This window comes from Desulfuribacillus alkaliarsenatis (assembly GCF_001730225.1).
GTDB classification, from domain to species: domain Bacteria; phylum Bacillota; class Bacilli; order Desulfuribacillales; family Desulfuribacillaceae; genus Desulfuribacillus; species Desulfuribacillus alkaliarsenatis.
Genome location: NZ_MIJE01000030.1, coordinates 1 through 19662, shown reverse-complemented (window position 1 = coordinate 19662; position 19662 = coordinate 1). Strand labels below are relative to the sequence as shown.

Sequence of the window (19662 nt, the reverse complement as noted above, 5' to 3'; positions counted from 1 at the left end):
TAATAGTATAGGCATCAGTTAAGCGATTTATTCCGCAAGGTATAATCAGATACATTCTATGATAGATAGTTACTCAATCGAGATTCACTCATAGAGCTTTTTTGCTTTTTTAAGTTTGAACATCGAGATCATAAAAGAAATTAACACTGGAGTTAGCACTATAACAACAAACCAGTTAATCAACGACAAATAGAGACTGATTTTCCCAGATTCGTTTTCTGCGTTTAATCCTAAGTTTGTATTCATAAAAGCTATTATTAGATTCACGACAGCAACAATCCCAATTAAGGTTATTACACTTTTATAGTGCTTAATTCGAGAATCATAATCCGTATAGATATCAAAAGAGCCTTCTGTTGCACGTTTGCGAAAAAAAGCCCAGCTGTAATATGTAGCAACACACTCTACTCCATACTCCTCCATAGATTCAATATATACTTGACCTTCTGCGCTACTAGGAAGATGGTCTAACAATTCCAATCGATATATATACTCTCCAGGTTTTCCTTTCTCAAATACGTATCTAGCTAAAGAATAATCCACAAGATGTAACCCTTTAGCCGCCATCTCATTAATCCATTTTTCTTCTTTTTCAAAATTTACAAACAACTTTCGTACTACTTTTTTCATAATTATTCACCTCGTGCTATTTTTCGCCCATTTTTAAGTAGCTCTTCCAATCTAGTGATTTCTTTCTGAACAACTTCCCTACCAAGAGAAGTAATCATATATTCCTTTTTTCTATCGTCAACTGGAGTCTGCACACTCTCTATCCAGCCCTTTGCTAGCATGTTGTTAATTGCTCCATATAACGTACCAGGTCCTAGCCTCACTCTTTCATTGCTAATTTCACTCACGTATTGCATAATCCCATATCCATGTAGCGGTGTGTGAACAGCCAATAAAATATAGTAAATAGCTTCGGTTAATGCACCTGTTTCTTGTGTTTTTGACATTATCTCACCTACAATCTTTGTCTATATTGTTATTATTTATTTCTAAGTTTTTCTTGAAAACTATGCGATTGCATCTGCTAGCGATATATCTACCGACGATACATCGTAAGCCGATATACAGTAATTAGATTATATCGCCAGACGATATAATTGTCAATATATATTTTAACTACTTCTATAAAAATATAAGCTGCGCTTAAACGTCTAATCCTGACATTTAAGCGCAGCTTATTTATATTATACTTTATTGCTTATATCATACATTTTTGCATCAACATATTTAGTATCTTTATTAGATATCTTTAGAAACATCCTCTAGCTTGTTACCAGAAATCTTATTCATGATAACTGCAATAGCACCGTCTCCTGTTACGTTAGCCGCCGTACCAAAGCTATCCTGTGCAAGATATAACGCAATCATTAACGAGATTAACGTAGGGTCAAATAGAAGCATAGACTCTAATAGTCCTAGTGCTGCCATAACTGCACCACCAGGTACTCCAGGAGCTGCAACCATAGTTACTGCTAACATTAAGATGAACGGTAATAAAGCTCCAAAAGCTACGTCCATTCCAGTTAAGAACATGATAGCGATTGCGCAAGCTACAAGTGAAATTGTACTACCTGAAAGATGGATTGTTGCTGATAACGGTACTGCAAAGTCAGCAACTTCATCTTTAATGCCATTTCTCTTAGTTTGTCTTAATGTAACTGGAATTGTTGCTGCCGATGATTGTGTACCGATAGCTGTGAAGTAAGCTGGTAGCATTGTGCGAATTAGCTTAAACGGATTACCTCCACCCACTGAAGATGCTACCGTGTACTGGAAGATAATATAAATGATATGGATTGCAATAACCATTACAAACACCTTCGCAAATACAGATAATACTGTACCTACTTGACCACCATAGGTCATGTTTGCAAAGATACCTAAAATATGAATTGGTAATAATGGAATAATTACTTTTGTAATCACTAGCTTAATAATACCTTGAAAATCTGCCATGAAATTCTTTAACGTATCACCAGGAATAGCAGCAATACCTAATCCTAATGTAAACGCTAAAACCAATGCTGTAATTACACCCATAATCGGTGGAATTGCAAGCTCGATTATTGGAAGTACCTTGATGGCTTCTGTGTCTTCAACACCACCAGTAATAAAGCTTCCTACTTCGATAATATTTGGTAATATCATGATACTTACAAAAAACGCAAGTGTCCCTGCTATTACCGTAGAAACATAGGCAATACCCGCATTAATCCCGAGCATTTTCCCTGCTTTTCTACCTAAGTCGCCAATTCCCGGTGCAATAAAACCAATGATAATTAATGGAATGATGAATGAAAGAAAACTACCGAAAATGCCGTTAAAGGTTACCAAAACACGAATAACCCACTCAGGTAAAAACGTACCAATGACAATACCTAAAAGAATGGCAGCAATCAACCTTGGCAATAAACCAAATTTTTGCATTTTCCTACTCCTCTTCTTTATTTTATTAGCCTACTAAAGGCCCATATCTATATTTTTCACTATTCTAGCAAAAATTGCAATTTAAAAGAGTATTGCGAAAATGCTAAATTCATAAAATATTCAGATTTTAGATTTATAATAGAGAATTTAGCAATTTAAAGCGTTTATCCTTTAATCCATTTGTCCATTACCAAACATGCTGTTAAGTCACCTGTTACGTTGATAGCAGTTCGGGTCATATCTAAGATACGGTCTACTCCAAGTATCAAGGCTATTCCTTCAGGTGGAATACCGACGCTACTAAGTACCATGGCTAAAATCACAATACCTACCCCGGGTGTCGCTGGAGAGCCAATCGATGCTCCAACTGTAGTAACAACAACAAGTGCTAATGCAGCCATACTTAGTTCAATCTGGTATACCTGGGCCAAAAACATCGTCGCTACTCCTTGATATAGAGCAGTTCCATTCATATTAATTGTTGCTCCCAACGGGATTATGAATTGTGATGTAGACGGTCTAACTCCTAGCTTATCTTCAGCAGTCTTAATCGATAGTGGCATAACTGCTGCCGAGCTTGATGTAGAAAAAGCTAGTAGCTGCACATCTTTAATAGACTTCATAAACCATCCAATTGGCTGCCTAATAATCGTAGCAACAATCATTAAGTAGAAAATCAACAGTATAAACAAACCCAATATTACAGAACCCATATAAACGGTCATCCCTAATAATGCGTCTAAGCCAGTACGGATTGTCGTTTGTGCAATTAGACCAAAGACAGCAAACGGTGCTAAAACCATAGCCCACTTAACGACTGTCATTGCAACCTCCTGGATTGCTCCTAGTAAATCTAATAATATTTTTGCTTGCTGAGGCGCCATTGCTAATATAGCCATTCCTAGGATAACAGCAAACAGAACTACTTGGAGCATTTGCTTTTCTACCATTGCTCCCAAGGGGTTATCTGGCAGTATGTTGGCGATAACCTGTGGCATTTCCGTAATCGAAGGGGCTTCTATGGGGCCATCCACATGCTGCCCTACAGCACCTTCCATTGTCACTTCTATAGCAGTGTTATCTATGTATTGCCCAGGCTGAATCAAATCAGCAATCGCTAAACCTATAATAATCGCAATCGTTGTTGTGATAACAAAGAATAGTACAGCACGAATCCCTAGCTTCTTCAATTGTTCCATATCCTCACTTGAGGCTAAACCCGTTATAATCGAAGCAAATACTAAAGGAACAACAATCATCTGAATCAGACTTAAGAATATCTGACCAGGAAGCGCGAGCCAGTTACCTATAACATTAGCTTTATCTTGATCAACAAGACCTGCGTCTGGGCCTAACAAAAAACCAACAAATATCCCTAAAAACAAGGCAATAAGAATTTTAACCCATAGACGGCCTTTAATCATATTTTGCAGGTGACTATTCATTTCTTTTAACGATCTTGGATGTAGTAATCCTAAATAGTTTTTGACCATGAGAAAACCTCCCCACAACTAATTGTTATGCAATTTCTTGAACTAGCATCCACTATCCAGTGTATGATGATTCTCAATAGATATATCTATCTCATCAAAATGATTAAAAATTATCTATATCTAAATCATCAGAGAAACTCTTAAAACATTCAAGAAATAACATGTTAATTATGTGTAGAGAGGCAACGTGTTTAGTTTTTAATTATACCTTTGATTATTATCTTCCCTTAATCCTTTAGTAAATAAAGCGTTAGCAACAACAGTCTTTGTAGAAGTTCTCCCCTATGAATTGCCTCATCAGGAGTGTATATATCCTTACTAGCAGGTGCTAAACCACATAAAACTGGTGTCTTAGTAGGTACTACTCCAGCTGCTGATGGAAGCAAGCTTGAATCTACGCCAAACGGAAGCTGCCATTCCTCCGAGATGCTTTTCAGCTGTTCTATTAGCTTCTTCGTGCTTCTGTTTCGTATTAATGGCGCTCTTTCTTCTAGCTTCTCTAAGTTTGAGTGAATCTCTTTATCCTGAACTACAAATATCTCCTTCAGACGCTTCTCCACTAAATCCGCATGCTTTGAGTTTAAGTAGTTTACATATATATTTGCTTGCAATCGATGGGAGAGCAGTATACTATAGCGGTCCGAATGAATATCGAGCACAGCAACAGATAGCTTATCTTCTGGACGGTTTAGCTGAGATATTTGATCGTATCTTTCCATGAACCAGGACATTACATCCTTCTTCACCTTTGAACCAACGCGCATTGACGAACCATCAATGACTACCTTATATTTTCTTGATCCTCTTCGCTGGTCAACGACTTTACCCTGATAAATACCAGGATTCATGACTAAAACCTGTTCATAGTTACTGGCGGCCATCTGTAGATATGTGTTGCTATAACGCATTCCACGACCTTCATCACTATATGCAAGAACACCGATTTTCTTTCCCTTCAGTTTCTTAATTATCTTCAAAGCTGATAATGCATAAAGCACTGTGATGATGCCAGCACGACTTGATGCTATACCCTCTCCATGAAGCCATTCAGGGTCTTTGCGGAAAGGAACTGGATATACTCTACGTTCAATTGGAATGTCTATTGGAAACACTAGTAATGTTCCTTCTTTTTTCTGCTCTTCAGTTTCCCACGTCCATACAGAACGTCGATTACTTAATTCGTCAGATAGATGCAAACCAATCTTTTGTAAGCGCTCATCTAGCTTCCTGACAATCGTACTTAAGCCTACGGCATCCTCTGTTCTACTTGATATATTTGTCCATAGCTTTAGTTCTTCTTCAATTTTGTCCCTGTTTTTAGTCAAATAGGTGAATACTGCCTGCCTTTTATCCCTGGTACGTGTTTGCAGTTGGCTCGCTAACGGTGTTCCAAAATAGCGCTGACTGGCAACATCAACTAGGCGATTGACCAATTTGTCATAGTCTAAGCCAACGTAGTTTGCAGCGTATACATATGAACCACCTAAGCCTAAGCTCGCAAGGGAGTTGATTTCTAAAATATAAGGATTACCTTCTTTATCAATTCGGAAATCTACCCTAGCGCTGTCAAATAACCCGATAGCCTTAAATGCGTCAATGGCAAGCTTCTGCACTTGCTCTGATTGTTCAGGAGATAAATTCGCTGGACATACATGCTGTACGGTCCTACCACTCTGTTTAGTCTTATCTTCATATGTATAGATTTGTTCACCTTCACCAAATTGCAGCTCAACTGGTGGTAGTGCCTCCACTGGCTGGTTACCTAAGAGTCCTACATTTACTTCCATACCCTCGATAAATTCCTCTACCAATGTCGGACCATTGAATGTATCATAAATGAATTTGACCCCTTCACGAAGCTCTTGCTCATTTCGTACGACTTTTAGACCAAAGGAGACCGCTTCATCCCTTGGTTTAACAATCATTGGATAGCTTAAAGCTTCATCAAGTGGATCGTCTGGCTTTTCTAATACAGCAAACTTTGGCGTCGGCAGACCCTTTTGTATGAGAATCATCTTCGTAACTACCTTGTCCAAAGCAATTCCATGACTCTCTGGACCAGACCCTACGTAAGGAATACCAAGCATCTCCAGAATACTAGGAATGTGTGTATAACGGGCCCTACCTTGAATTCCGTAACTAAGGTTAAATACTAACCCTGGCCGCTCACCACTGATAACCGAAGGCATAAATTCCTCAAGCTTACGAATGATGTTTTTATCACCCTCGAAGGCTTGTACTTGATGACCTTGAGCTTTCAGCGCATTTTTTATGCGATTTATAGTTTGTAATCCGTACTTCTCACGATTTTGCTTACCAAACAAATTGATAACGGCCTGACTATCTCGATTATAAATAATAGCAATCTTCAAAATATCACCCCATACTTATATTTTACTAAGAATTTTATTATGTACCTGCTTATCTCTTTTCATTGCGACAGTCATTCTTTCAATTAGAACGTCTAATAGTTGCTCACGTGTCTCTCCATCCTCAGGATATGAGGAGAACGTCATCTGTACATCATAAAATTTAAATTCCCGTTTCTCTGCTTTAATTTCTCTGCATTTGTTTAATACTTTCCTTCTAATATGAAGTGTTTGCCCTTTATCACAGAATGGAAAAATCCCAATAAAGGTTTGCGATCCATAAGGTAAAAACACATCAGTGTCCCAGAACAATTGCTGCAACTGCCTATGTATATAATAGCTTTGTTTAATATAGGTTGCGTCTACCGTTAGATTAAATGGCTGGCTTGTATCATAGAAAGCTAGAAGCATTATAGATAAATCGATTTTGCCCTTTTGAGCCTTTCTAATTTCACCACGTAAAAATCGGTCAAGATTCATAGTTATCATAGGCTTTATTTCACTGCTACCTGAAGCTGAAGAATAGCTAGTTGACCCTATTATTTTCACAAACCTCGACTCAAGCTCTGCGTCTTCATAAGGTTTCAGGATGTATTCTGAGGCTCCTGCTATTATTCCATTAATAAACATGTTTCTATTGGTTTGTGCCGTTACAACAATTACAGGCACAGAGGAATTTTTTATCTTGAGCTTTTTAATTAAATCAAATCCGTCTGCGTCAGGTAACTGTATATCCATAAACACTATATCAACGTTATATCGGTAATCCTCCATATGGTTGAAAAACTGCTCCGCTGTCTCTGCTTCCAGCACATGAAAATCGAATTTTTCTATTAATTTACACACCCGTTCACGGGCAAGCTTTACTGAATCTACAACCACGGCTACTCTCATAACGCTTTATCTCCTCTCAGCTATCCTTGAACTTACATACCTTTGGCAGACCCATCCCGCCTAATATCTGCAACACCAACAAATTTCTGTTCTGGTTTGTGTGGCAGTAATATCGCTTGTACGCACCCTAAGTAAAAGCTATACGCACCTCGTTTAACAATATGAAATCCTGCTTTTTCTAAATGTTCTATTGTCTCCGAACAAAAGCGCTCCTTTTCAATTTGCACTTTTTGTGAGCTCGAGGAGTGTAGCCTTGGGGCAGCTATTGCAGTCGCTAAATCTTCACCCGCATCGAAAACCCTCGATATTACTTGCACTAAACTAGTAGCAATCCGTTCACTACCAGGGCTTCCTAGTAATAAGCGCGGCTTATTATTTTCATAAACTAATGTCGGCGCCACGCTACTCCATGGGGCAGTACCAGGTAAAAAGTAATGCGGATGGGTCATATCTTCGTAGTTGTATGCACTCATATAATTATTATAAAAAAATCCAAGCTCCTGCGCCATCGTTTTGCTGCCAAACACTAGCTCAATCGATTGTGTTATACCAATCATATTCCCCTCAGCATCAGCCACAGACAAATGCGTTGTTTCCCCCGAGGTCTTAGGTGGCGCACACAGCTCGTCTTTAGGTATCCGTACCACTATCGCCTTTATACGATCAGTAATCTCCGCTGCATAGCCTTTATCGACCATTAGTTGATTCGTTGATTGCAGATATCGAGCAGGGTCAATTGGCATCCGTTCTCTATCCCTTAGCGCCGCACGAAATGCTAGGGCTAATATTAAGATTGCCTGTGTTTTATTTAAATCTAACTCTTCTGGCTCAAAGGTTTCTAAAATATTTAGAATCTGCACTAAAGCTCTACCTGCACCCGGCGGTGGAAAGGTTTCTATTTTCAAGCCTCGGTAAGTACCTTCTAAAACAGGTCGCTCTATCGGAATCGGAATTTGCTGCAGATCAATTTCCGTAAAATAGCCTCCCTGCTCTTGCATATCAGTAAGGATTTTCTCAGCTATCTGACCATGGTAGAAATCACGCCAACCTGAGCTAGCCATTTGCTCTAAAGTGCTTGCAAGACTTTTCTGAACTAAGCGTTCCCCGGCTCTCAAGGCATTACCATTCGAGAAAAAGATAGAGCTTGCCAGTCTGTCCCTTAGTAAGTGCTCCCTTTCCTTCATTAGCAATCGATGCTGTAAGGCAGTTATTAAATACCCTTCCCTAGCAGCTCTTATGGCGGGCTGCAACACCTCTTCAATAGTTAGCCTTCCATATGTCTCTAATAAATATCCTAATGTAGCAGGCGTGGATGGCACAGTTGTTGCTTTAATACCTAGCTTTAATCGTTTGCTCGGAATATTACTAGGATTAATACTAAATGGTGACCTTGAGGACCCGTCAACTGCTACAGATGTTTCGGCATTGGCCATTTTAAGCAGTGCCATGCTTTGTCCACCTAGTCCTGAAGCCTGGGGCTCAGTTACACCTAAACAAAAAGCAGCGGCAACAGCAGCATCAATCGCATTACCGCCTCGCTGTAAAATTTCAACTCCAGCCTCTGTTGCAATTGTAGATGCCGTCGATACCATCCCCTTATCACTCATGGCTAAGGTCTTCTTTTTTTGACGCGTCTTTGTCCCACTACCCATAGTAAGAACCCCCATTAATCTGTACTTAAACATATACTAGTGTAAATATAGCATAATTCCCTACTATTAGTGTGTCAATTATTTTCACCTAGCCTTACCCTTAATATGTGATGTAATACTTTTCCATGCTTGCTTCAAACTCTCGCTGTCAGTTTTTGATATAAACGTATCTGGCTTATCTAGAAAACGCTTAACAGGTAGAACACGATAAACTTTTTTGCCATTAACCGCACGCTCTTGCACCCAGGTCGGTAGATAACTATAGTCAGCAACTGTGACGTTATTATTGTCATCTTTTTTAACTTGTATTTTTAGGATAAGCGCACGTTCACTGTGCTTATTATTTAGCATTTTTTGTGATATGAAATTACCTAATGAGTAGATAACTAATTTGTTCTTTTGCTTGTGAAACACAATCGGCTGTAGTACGTGTGGGTGGCAGCCTAGAATTATATCTGCACCATATTCCAAAGTTTTTTCTACAGTCTTTTTCTGCTTGTCACTAGGATATCTATAGAACTCCCGTCCGAAGTGCAGACATACTATGACTAAATCACTTTTATTTTTTAAGCGTTTAATGTCTTTATTCAGCTTTGGGTAATAGATACTATTTACTGCCCATTTCCTGTCCTCTGGTACTGGTATGAAATTCGTGCCATAGGTATAGGAAAGTATGCCAATCTTGATTCCTTTTACGTTTACAATTAAATCCTTACGTGCTTCATTTGCTGTTCTATAAGTACCCGTATGCATCAAGCTATGTTTATCTAAAATATCTAACGTTCTATTCAAACCAGTGATTCCACAGTCCATACAATGATTGTTAGCAGTCGTAAGTATATCAAACCCGACTCTTTTAAGTGTTGACGCTAGTTCATCTGGACAATTAAACATCGGGTATTTTGTTTTAGGATTAATTCGAAAGTGAGGAAATTCAGGTCCAGATAGGGTGGTTTCTAAATTCCCTATAGTTAAATCTGCATTTTTAAGCTCTGGCATAACCTCTTTAAACATTTTATCAAAAGAATAGGAACCACCATTAGCTCGTGCAGCATTTATCTGCGGCCTCCACATCAGGATGTCCCCAACTGCAGCAATATTAATCGTCGTCACTCGTCTCACCCCTAGATATTAACCTATTATCTAATTCAATATATTCAGGCAGTAAGTGATTTGTCAGGGCAAAGCTGTATTTGATTAAAACGCCCTGATTAATTGCATATAATAATTTTTGAAAATAGTACTAGTGATGTATAATGGAAATACTATTCAAAAAGAGCTACATAGTAAATATAGTAGCTTTATTTGATTTAACAACTTATCAAAGAGGGGGAAAGACAATATGGATGCTATTTTCAAACGTAGAAGTATTAGAAAGTTCACAAAAAATGATGTATCTGAAGCACAAGTGGAAAAAATCTTAAAAGCTGCTATGAGTGCCCCATCCGCTGGGAATCAGCAGCCCTGGCATTTTATTGTAATTCGCAAGCCATCAATACTTAAAGAAATACCAAAAATACACCCATATTCAAATATGCTTTTGGAAGCTCCCCTCGCAATCGTCGTTTGTGGAGATCCTAGTTTGGAAAGATTTAAAGGTTACTGGGTTCAAGATTGCTCTGCAGCTATTCAAAACATGCTAATAACTATTACAGATTTAGGCCTTGGGGCGGTTTGGGTTGGTATTTACCCTGAGGAAAGTGCAGATGCAGACGATTTCAGAAAATTATTAAACATACCTAATAGCGTAATACCGTTGGCAGTTATCCCGATAGGGCACCCTGGAGAAAACAAATCTCCAGCAGATCGTTTTAACGCTGAACGAATCCATTACGATTGCTGGTAATCTCTTAAAGACGACCACTACAATATTCTAGCAACTCTATTAACGACCCTCAAAACGCAAATGTTTTGGGGGCTGTTTTTCATGAATTAAAAGCACCCCTAACAAACCAAGAGCAGAAAAGATAACAATAATAATAAAACCATAGTAGTACCCATCCACGCTGCTACCAGTTACCTTCATGGAAAAGTCCAATATATACCCGAGCATACTTGGTAATATTGCTGCACTCAAAAATCCGCCTGTATTTACAAATCCCGAGACAAATCCCGCGTCCTTAACTGGAAAGGATTGACGTACCGCTGCAAAGGTAAGGGCACTTGAACCAAAACCAAATCCAACAATAAAGAAAAGTATAATTAATATAGGAAGTGGCGGACTCCCATTGAACAATAAAAACGAACCCCAGCTAAGCAATACAATACTATGAATAATTAAGTACGGCCTTTTAATAGTATCTAAGCGACTTGAAATCCAACTTGCTAATGGTGCTCCTATAAGTGCCCCAACAAGACCTATCATAATCAATTGACTTGCATCAGAACGAGCAATCCCATAAACATCCATCCCGTAAGGCACAGCCCACGAACCTATAAATCCTATATAACCACCTACAATGCCAAAATGACATAAAAACAAAGCCCACGCCTGTTTATTTGAAAATATTCTACGCAATAAAGTTAGTAGTGTTTCACGTTGCATTTTATTTTCTATCGCTGCGTATTCCTCAACAAAAATTTGCTTCTGTTTCTTTATAAGTACAAAGTAAAGCAAACTACCACATAAACACAGTAGTAATCCTGTGAAAAAAAACGCTAGTCTCCAGCCTAGCAACCCAATCCACAAAGTGAAGGGTACAGTTGCCAATAAAAAACCCAGGCTTCCAGTCATACCCGCCAGCCCTATTAGCTTAACAAACTCTTTCGCCTTAAACCATAGGTTCAAAATCAAAACCATGTTGACCCATATGGTCGCATCTCCCGTCCCTATAAGCACTCTTGATATAAACAAGACTATTTCATGGTTGCCCAAACTATATAGAATTGTACCTAAGCCCGTTATTGTAGTACCAATAATCAGTAATAAGTTAGGACCGTAACGGTCAGCTAAAATGCCCATCGGAATTTGCAAAACTGTATACAAAAAAAATTGAACACTAATTAGTAACCCTACTGTAGATGCCGTTATATTAAAATCCGCCATCAGTTGATTAGTAATCAACCCTGGCGCCGTCCGTTGGCTTGCAATCAATAAATAGGTAAACATTACAGTAGCAAATACAACCCATCTAAATTTGCTATTTTGTTTATCCACTGAAGTATACTCCTGATAGTTTTTACTCTATTTATATGAACCGACTCTATATTGGGTAACTAGTATCCTTAGCTTAATAACTTAATAATTATAAAATATCTCAACTCTCTTTCAAACTAATCAATTTTATATCATATATATTTAAACCTGTTTCCTCCAGTGTTTCTCTTTTTAAAGCTTCTTCCATCTTTTCGCCAAATTCTATATGCCCTCCAGGAATTACATATTTATTCCCCCATTTATGAGATTTACATAAGAGTAATTTACCATCAGGATTGAAAATAATAGCACTGACAGTTGGCTCAGGGAATTTATTCATCATTTTTGTGTAACCTCTCCTTTAGTACATGCTATATTCAACAGTGCACTTCTTCGTGCATTCATAGCTACCGCACCCTTGTAGGACTGCGTTGTTAGGCGTGTACTATGCTCCTCAGTCAAGAGCAGCAGGACGCTGCGACTTTATATGAATTAAGTTAACACTCACGTGAGTAAAAATTATATCTTTTTAAGAGTGACACTATATAATCGTTTAGGGAGTTCTCCTTCCTCAAACTCATTTATTTCTAGTAGTTCAAATCCTTTAGACAATCGTTTTATCATTATTTCATCAAAGAAGTTTATAATAAATCCCTGTATTTCATACATGTTTCCACCTTTATGTGTACCAGTTCCAAACATTGAGTCTTTGGTGTTTCTGACTGTATATACATTGATAGCGCTCTGTTTTAACACTCTTTTAATTTCTTGAGATAAGAATTCCAGCTCTTTATTAGTAAAAGCCATACAATATAACATATGAGAAAAACAATAGTCAAAATAATCCTTCTCAAAAGGAAGAGATTCTCTAACGTCATGCTGAATGACAATAATAGAATCTATTAAACCTGCCGCCTTTGCTTTGTCACGAATCGTTTGAACTCCCTTTTCTGTGTATTCCAAAACATGGACCTGAAAACCTTGTTTTGCTAAATACAAAGTGTCCCGCCCTAGTCCTCCACCTAACTCTAGAACCTTTGTATTCCCTTTCTTTTTAAACTGTTTAGCCGCTATTTTAACTGCATTACTTGGAGATTCAAAAAATGATTGTGGATTTTTTGAGTGATCCCAATGTTTTTCCCAGTGAGAGTGTTGTAAGTCCAAGTCTTTTTTCGTTTCATTATCCAAGATATTTCACCCCAAATTTCTCTTTTTATCCGCGCAGGACGTGCTGCAGTTGCTACATGCCGATTCCTACGGGTACTACTTCGTGTATCCCTGCTTCCGCGCCCTTGCTGGACTGCGTTGTTAGACCGACGTCTACTATATTAATAATCTACCTCTTCTATAAAAATAATCTCTTTCAATCCTAGGCTACTTGAAACATCTGTGTTAGGTTGTACCCAGTAGGTATATGAATTAAATACAGCTGATATCTTACATCTGATATCTATGCCCATCTCTGCTTTCTCCCATATTAAACTGTCCCTATCTTCTCCTATGTTTTTAATAACTTCTTCGTCACTTAAAACTCGGAAATAACCTTTATAATTGTCATCAAAATTAACTGGTTCCCATGTTGTCGGAACAGGCAAATTATTAATTATATCTACTTTACTTATTAGTATTCCGTATCTACTCTCTCCAATAATATTAGGTATTAATTCTCCCGATAGAGTGAAAGTTCCTTCAAAAACAACTTTCTCCATCCCATATTCATCATCTAGATAAACATCAATCACCGTAAAATTACCAAATTTATCACCTACTGCTATGCCTTGAGAATCAAAATAGATATTATCTTCCGCCTCACTAGATGGTGTTGCTTCTATTGGAAACTGTTCTTGGATACCGGTATTAATAATATCTTTTTTATCACTTATCGAATCAGATTGATCGCAACCTGCAGTTATAGTAATCAAAAATACCAATAATATAATCCAATATCTTTTCATTTCTACACATCCTTGTTTGATGTCGTCTAACGGACGGGTATCTACGACGTGACCCAGCCTTACATAGCTCTTATGTTAGGCTGGGTCATGTGTTGTCTGTATTAACTTCTATGCTTTTTCCTCGGACAACCGAGCGTAGATGCGTTGTTAAGTGTTGTTGATTGCCTTCAATGAACAGAGACCGACAGGACGTCGGTGACTTCATCATATCCAATTTTATAGCAAACTCAACCAGTTTCTCCTTTTATAAAGTATCCTAATTACCGTAACTATCCGACTACTCTCCTCGACAATATAAAAAACTAAATAATTATCGACTATAATCTTTCTTATGCCAAGAAGAGTAAGTCTTTCATCTGGTACTATCGCATTCCTCAAAGGCATAATCTCTAAACGAAGAATTTCATTACCAATTTTATTAATAACTTCTTTAGCGGTAACAGGGCTCAAAAATTCTTTTGTGATGTACTTACCAATTTGACGCAAATCTTCTTCAGCTGGTTCAGTAATTCCAATTAAATATCTACTCATTTTCTAAACCTTTCTGAATGTCAACTAATGCTTCATTGAAATTTCTTACCTTCTTCTCTTTCTTTGCTTCTAATCCATCGTCAAGTAATTTATATAATTCATATTTTCCAACAAGACGCTCATAAGTTTCAATACTCATTACAGCTAAATCGCCTTGACCGTTTTTAGTAATGTATACAGGTTCATTATACTCGTGGCAAAACTGTGATATTTCATTATACTTATTCCTAAGATCTGAGCTTGGTCTTATCTCTGGCATAACTACACCTCCAGTTCTTTATATCAATATTATATCGTAATATCGATATACCAACAACTGTTTTGACTTAATAAAGACCTGTTTTTGTTAGGAAATACTTCTTATGCGGTGCTGTGCACACAGCGAAGAAATGCGGTGCGGCAGTTGCTTCGCGATAGTCCGTCATAACTATGCTTCTTGCATCAAATTGCTTCCGCACCCTTGTGCATACACATTGTTCGTATAATAGGTTCATAACCAGTTTAATCTGGATATGAACTTTTTTAACGTACACATTGTTGGGACTATGATCCCGTCGTATAAACTGTTCAAGCCTAGGCAATCTTCATATCTCGATTACTGGTAATTTTTCTAGGCCGCTGGTGGAGTTCTTTGAAAATGAGGGATACAGAGTTATTATTCTTAATCCCCTTCAAACTCACCAGCAAAAGAAAAAGTCTATTCGTAAGATTAAAACTGATCCAATTGATGCTAATCGCATTGCTCAAGTTTATTACTTAAGTGATTTTAAACTTCGTAATAAACTTGATAATTCTCTAATTGATCTAAGAAATCTTTGTCGTCAATATGATGGTTTTAATACCCTATATACGGAGGCTCAACTTCGCTTTAGAAGTACTCTTGATCTGGTTTTTCCAAACTATGATAAAGTATTTTCTCACCTTTGTTGTAAAACCTCTTTGAATGTTATTTCTAACTTTCCTTCTTCCAAACAACTGGTAGCTTTTGCAGGTGGTTTATAGGTAGTATCCTTACACAACCACACTCTGAATTTATATTACCTTTTTCACTTTTGCTATTATTATGCCAAGCAGAACTACTATAAAAATGTAATAGAATACTTGATAGTTTGGTTTATTATCTTCTATCTTAAAGTGCAAATACAAGTCTTTTATGGGTAACTCTTCAAACTCACCAATCCATTTAGAATCGTCTATCTTTTTAAGGTCTAATGAACTATACAAGATATGTGAAAATGGTATGTTAAGATTTATAGTTAAATCCTGAAAGCTTTTCCAATTGGATGCTGGAGTAAGGAGATATGCGAAACGATACGCTGGATTCTTGGCACCTACCCTCTCATTAACTCCTGCTTTTACTATGTATCTTATCTCAAGAACATTTTCGCCCGATATTATAGACGCTGTAAAGGTTTGTGCTATTGGTCCTTTTATTTCCCACGCTTCTAGAGAATGTGCTTCTACTAAACTTCCGTTTAATGGGTTGACCCAATTAGCGTCATATTCTACATCAAGCATTATTGGATAGGTTTTACCCAAAGGTATTTCCTGTCCATTTAAAACAACAGTCCAATCCCTGCTTTCTCCATCTTGTGGAAACGCAATTGGAACAGTAATCTCTTTGCTACTATAATTGTATAGCTCATATTTTACATACACTTCTACATCGATATCGGAATACAATTCATTATTGTTTGTTTTCTTAACCAGGTTTATATTTATTAACTCTTTAGCAACTGCTATATTTGTTTCTTCTATTGGAGAAATGGAACCTGTTATTGTGCCAGGATCTCTATAATTATAAGGAGATCCATTTGCCATTGTATTAGCAGGATAAAGAATTGTAACAATTATAAATAGCATTACAAGTCTTCTAATCATATTTTCACTCCTAGACTTTTCTGCTTTATGCTTCTCCGAAACTGATATTTCCTATAACGTGGCACGTCCGCAAGCTGGACTGCGTTGTTATGCGTGGACTATGACCCTCAATCAAGAGCAGCAGGACGCTGCGTTATTTCATTATTGTGCTTTTTATATTTAATGTTAGTAACTAGCAAAAATGTCTATTGAACTAATGTTCACCGTTAGTGCGAGAAGATTAAGAAACATTTTTGTTAACCCAATGGCTTGGTCTTTCTAAATTACTTGGTATTTTAGTATGAACATCTCCAACTGCTGAATTGATTTGTGACTGTGTAAGAAAAAGAACTTCAGATAAATCAGCACCCCTTAAATCTGCGTCTCTAAGGTCAGCACCAATAAAATCAGCTCCCCTCAAATCACTTTGGCTTAAATTTGATGCTATCATTAGTTTTCCACGAAAATCTTCGCCTTGTAGATTAAACCCCTTTAAATTCGCTCCTAAATAGTCTGACTTTTTCTTCAAACCGTTCTTTTTACCTTTTTTATTCCTGTTGGCTCTATACATTTCACTTGAGTCTATTAACAGATCGTTGACCTTGCTTCTGTGTGCCGTTATATCAATTATTAAAATCTCTTCTGGCTTTTTTATGGTTAGTTCAATCGTTTCTTCGTAAATCTTTTGCAGGCTACTATGTAACGATTGTGTTTCCTTTAAAGTAAGAGTTTGTTGGAGATACCAGAGCATTTCATACAGTTGTTGGGCAAGAGGAAATACAGCAAACATTTCCTCTGCACGCTCAGCATCTTCACGCCAATCTTTACCTTTATAAATAGATTGTGAAACATGCTGACCAGCACCAAAACACTCATAAGAAACACAACCACGAAAGCCTTTCTCCCTCAATTGATTGTGTATAGTACACAAGTTATTTGAACATAAATTACGGCAAGGATTTCCGCCATCTTTGTTAAAAGGAAAGTCAGATGATTTTCCATAAGGTAACGCTACACAACATAATCCAAAACAATTAATACAATCCGATTTTAATTCATTAAACATTTTTCAGCACTTCCTATATCTCACATTTTTTTCTTAATAGAATAATTTTAATAGTTTTCTAACAGTTCAACTTAATCTACTCTTTCATTAACCTGCTTCGTTAGTTTAATAAGCTTTTCAATAATATGTGCAGTACTCTATTACTATTTTATGAATCCCGCGCAGGACGCGCGGCAGTTGCTTCGAGCTAAGTCTACAGTGCAATTCTTCATGCATCCAATTCTTCCGTACCTTTGCTGGACTGTGTTGTTCTGCGACGTATCGTGCATCTTGACTAAGCAAACGAACGTAACACCTGCACAATATAACAACAAACGTTCCCGTTTGTTTATAGATAAATATAATATGTACTCTAAATCATACTTACTCATTTTACAACGTATCCTATATCAACACATCTCGCTTAGCCATCGCCTTGCAATAAACAAAAAGTCCGAATGTCATTAGCATTATTGCTATATCAAAGAGAGATACCCATGGACCAAAAACATTCCACCTATTCATAAATGCAAAAGTTATAAATTGTAATATCAATATAGAAATAGCAGATATAAGCGCCATCATTACTGCCCAGCGCGAGCGAAACAAAAGTAGTATTGGTGCTATTACACCACTGACAATATTTATTATCCAGAGCATTAACGTTAGCACAGGGTAGTCTGTGAAATATTCAAACACTTCATCTCCATAGTTGTTAGAACTGTAATATTCGACATTATGCCCAAGCATCATAACAAAATCATATACCCCGTAGGCATAAAGAAACAAGAAAAGTATCCCTATAAACCAAAGACTCCATGGTCCTCTAAATCGATGTTTTTCGATATTCATTGCTTATCGACCTCCTTCTGATTTGTAGCTGATATGTCGTAGAACGGTTTGCATCACCGACGCCCCTGAGCCTTACAGGCGCAGACCGAGGGTTAGATAGCTCCTTATCTTAGCCTCGAGCAAGCCGACTCTGGTTAGGCTCAGGGGTGTGGTGATGCGTTGTTATATGATGTGTATAGTCAAACTTACAATCTGATTACTTAGGATTCGAATTCGCTATTACCGATACTATTATGTTCTTCCTATCTATAATATTATTTAAATCTGTTTCATTACTCTTTTGAATTTCCATTGCTAACATTAAACTCTCTAGTAGATTAACTAACCAAGTAAAGTATTGCTCTATCTCTTCCGTTCTTATATTCTCATTTATTTGGCTATCATTTAAGTCATCTATTCTATTATGTTCATTAATCATTAAGTAAGGTAAGCTATATATCTCGCTGTTTATTAAATTTCTGATTTCTTCTGTTTCTTTATCTATTGGAGTTGGTATGTGTGTCACATATGTTGCAATAGAGTTTTCTGCTTTTCTAATACTATCTAAAATAATCTTTAATCTGTCTTTTTCATTTATTTCATCATTTTCAATAGCTTCTGTTACTTCTGAAGTTAAAAGACTAATTTTGTTTTGAATCTTGACATATGCGTCTATATATTCTGAATATATTCTATCTCTTTTATCAAAATCTTGTACTCTACATCCTGCGGTTAATAATACCGCTATAATAACTGCTATAAGTATCATTTTATTCCTTTTATCCATAACAACCTCCAATAAATCGAAACTAAATCCATTTCTCCACATATCATATAACGGACGTGTATCATCGGTGTTTCTGAGCTGTGCTCTCGGTGAATACTTCTTTGCGGTGCTCCGCACCCAGCGAAGAAATATGGTGCGACAGTTGCTTCTGCCTCTTCTACAAAGCGTTGCTCCTTTTATCAAAATGCTTCCGCCCCCTTGCGGTGATAATTGTGTTATGCGGAGGCTCACCCTTCTTTGAGTCTGCTTTCAAAAAGTAACTTATCTAAATCAACTACTCCTCTTACTTTCATAAGAAAATCGGTTCCAATTATACCATCAATCTCAATACCATAATCCATTACACCTATATCTACGGTAAAGTCTTTAATCTGTAATCCATTCAATTCTATCAAATCTATTTTTTTCAAAAAAACGTATTCACTGAGTAATATTTTAGAAATGAACCACGTGTGTACTTGAAATGAGCCACCATGTTCATCAGATAGAGCCACTATGGTCATGGCGAGAGCCACCTCTTGTATAATGGATAAATGCACCATCAGGTGCAAATCAAATACAGGAGGTCAAACCAAATGACCAAATATCGAGAAATCCTTAGGCTTAATAGTCAAGGTATGAGCCAACGCAGTATTTCATCTAGCTGCCAGTGCTCACGAAACACCGTCAAGAA

At 37.3% G+C, this 19662-nt stretch carries 21 protein-coding genes and 1 pseudogene; 3 read left to right on the top strand and 19 right to left on the bottom strand.

Annotated elements, in window-relative coordinates; all coding sequences use genetic code 11:
* Positions 1-84: 84 nt before the first annotated feature.
* The 8 genes from BHF68_RS08690 to BHF68_RS08655 all read right to left on the bottom strand — a co-directional run bounded on the left by BHF68_RS08690 (position 85) and on the right by BHF68_RS08655 (position 9957).
* On the bottom strand, positions 85-630 hold the full coding sequence (locus tag BHF68_RS08690; RefSeq protein WP_069643261.1) for a DUF2812 domain-containing protein: 546 nt from the start codon (positions 628-630) through the stop codon (positions 85-87).
* Between the two features lie 2 nt (positions 631-632).
* Positions 633-956 (bottom strand): PadR family transcriptional regulator, encoded by a 324-nt coding sequence (locus tag BHF68_RS08685; RefSeq protein WP_069643260.1) that lies wholly within the window; start codon positions 954-956, stop codon positions 633-635.
* A 292-nt stretch (positions 957-1248) separates the two neighbouring features.
* Positions 1249-2436: a dicarboxylate/amino acid:cation symporter gene (locus tag BHF68_RS08680; protein WP_069643259.1), complete on the bottom strand. Its 1188-nt coding sequence runs from the start codon at positions 2434-2436 to the stop codon at positions 1249-1251.
* Positions 2437-2600: 164 nt separating this feature from the next.
* Positions 2601-3929, bottom strand: a complete 1329-nt coding sequence (locus BHF68_RS08675) for a dicarboxylate/amino acid:cation symporter (RefSeq protein ID WP_084019314.1) — start codon at positions 3927-3929, stop codon at positions 2601-2603.
* Positions 3930-4156: 227 nt separating this feature from the next.
* The gene (locus BHF68_RS08670) at positions 4157-6301 is read right to left on the bottom strand and encodes an ATP-grasp domain-containing protein (RefSeq protein WP_069643258.1); all 2145 of its coding nucleotides are present in this window, start codon (positions 6299-6301) and stop codon (positions 4157-4159) included.
* A 15-nt stretch (positions 6302-6316) separates the two neighbouring features.
* On the bottom strand, positions 6317-7192 hold the full coding sequence (locus tag BHF68_RS08665) for a response regulator (protein ID WP_069643257.1): 876 nt from the start codon (positions 7190-7192) through the stop codon (positions 6317-6319).
* A gap of 32 nt (positions 7193-7224) precedes the next feature.
* A complete protein-coding gene (ggt, locus tag BHF68_RS08660; RefSeq protein WP_084019313.1) occupies positions 7225-8844 on the bottom strand; it encodes a gamma-glutamyltransferase in 1620 nt (539 codons plus the stop codon).
* An 84-nt stretch (positions 8845-8928) separates the two neighbouring features.
* Positions 8929-9957: a CapA family protein gene (locus BHF68_RS08655; RefSeq protein WP_069643255.1), complete on the bottom strand. Its 1029-nt coding sequence runs from the start codon at positions 9955-9957 to the stop codon at positions 8929-8931.
* A 229-nt stretch (positions 9958-10186) separates the two neighbouring features.
* Here BHF68_RS08655 and BHF68_RS08650 point away from each other — a divergent pair, with 229 nt between their 5' ends.
* Positions 10187-10690 (top strand): nitroreductase family protein, encoded by a 504-nt coding sequence (locus BHF68_RS08650; protein WP_069643254.1) that lies wholly within the window; start codon positions 10187-10189, stop codon positions 10688-10690.
* A 39-nt stretch (positions 10691-10729) separates the two neighbouring features.
* Here BHF68_RS08650 and BHF68_RS08645 read toward each other — a convergent pair whose 3' ends face one another.
* The 6 genes and pseudogenes from BHF68_RS08645 to BHF68_RS08620 form a co-directional block, all read right to left on the bottom strand.
* Complete coding sequence (locus BHF68_RS08645; protein ID WP_069643253.1) at positions 10730-12001, bottom strand: MFS transporter; 1272 nt, start codon at positions 11999-12001, stop codon at positions 10730-10732.
* Positions 12002-12104: 103 nt separating this feature from the next.
* Positions 12105-12320: pseudogene (locus BHF68_RS08640) on the bottom strand (NUDIX domain-containing protein); the annotation flags it as partial.
* 179 nt (positions 12321-12499) lie between these two features.
* On the bottom strand, positions 12500-13168 hold the full coding sequence (locus tag BHF68_RS08635; protein ID WP_069643252.1) for a class I SAM-dependent methyltransferase: 669 nt from the start codon (positions 13166-13168) through the stop codon (positions 12500-12502).
* Positions 13169-13308: 140 nt separating this feature from the next.
* Entirely contained in the window at positions 13309-13935 is a 627-nt protein-coding gene (locus BHF68_RS08630; protein ID WP_069643251.1) for a hypothetical protein, read from the bottom strand.
* 216 nt (positions 13936-14151) lie between these two features.
* A complete protein-coding gene (locus BHF68_RS08625; RefSeq protein ID WP_069643250.1) occupies positions 14152-14466 on the bottom strand; it encodes a type II toxin-antitoxin system RelE/ParE family toxin in 315 nt (104 codons plus the stop codon).
* Positions 14459-14725 (bottom strand): type II toxin-antitoxin system prevent-host-death family antitoxin, encoded by a 267-nt coding sequence (locus BHF68_RS08620; RefSeq protein ID WP_069643249.1) that lies wholly within the window; start codon positions 14723-14725, stop codon positions 14459-14461. Before BHF68_RS08620 ends, BHF68_RS08625 begins: the two co-directional genes overlap by 8 nt.
* 299 nt (positions 14726-15024) lie before the next feature.
* Between BHF68_RS08620 and BHF68_RS08615 the strand changes: the two genes are divergently transcribed.
* Positions 15025-15468 (top strand): IS110 family transposase, encoded by a 444-nt coding sequence (locus BHF68_RS08615; protein WP_084019312.1) that lies wholly within the window; start codon positions 15025-15027, stop codon positions 15466-15468.
* Between the two features lie 30 nt (positions 15469-15498).
* On the opposite strand, the gene BHF68_RS08610 is transcribed toward BHF68_RS08615, so the two are convergent.
* The 5 genes from BHF68_RS08610 to BHF68_RS08590 all read right to left on the bottom strand — a co-directional run bounded on the left by BHF68_RS08610 (position 15499) and on the right by BHF68_RS08590 (position 19492).
* On the bottom strand, positions 15499-16347 hold the full coding sequence (locus BHF68_RS08610) for a hypothetical protein (protein WP_069643247.1): 849 nt from the start codon (positions 16345-16347) through the stop codon (positions 15499-15501).
* Between the two features lie 220 nt (positions 16348-16567).
* Entirely contained in the window at positions 16568-17392 is an 825-nt protein-coding gene (locus tag BHF68_RS08605) for a pentapeptide repeat-containing protein (RefSeq protein ID WP_069643246.1), read from the bottom strand.
* A gap of 384 nt (positions 17393-17776) precedes the next feature.
* The gene (locus BHF68_RS08600; RefSeq protein WP_069643245.1) at positions 17777-18223 is read right to left on the bottom strand and encodes a hypothetical protein; all 447 of its coding nucleotides are present in this window, start codon (positions 18221-18223) and stop codon (positions 17777-17779) included.
* Between the two features lie 196 nt (positions 18224-18419).
* Complete coding sequence (locus tag BHF68_RS08595) at positions 18420-19172, bottom strand: hypothetical protein (RefSeq protein ID WP_141706255.1); 753 nt, start codon at positions 19170-19172, stop codon at positions 18420-18422.
* 44 nt (positions 19173-19216) lie between these two features.
* Positions 19217-19492 (bottom strand): hypothetical protein, encoded by a 276-nt coding sequence (locus tag BHF68_RS08590; RefSeq protein ID WP_069643243.1) that lies wholly within the window; start codon positions 19490-19492, stop codon positions 19217-19219.
* A 72-nt stretch (positions 19493-19564) separates the two neighbouring features.
* Here BHF68_RS08590 and BHF68_RS15845 point away from each other — a divergent pair.
* The coding region (locus BHF68_RS15845; RefSeq protein ID WP_141706230.1) for a LuxR C-terminal-related transcriptional regulator at positions 19565-19662 on the top strand (98 nt) is incomplete at its 3' end.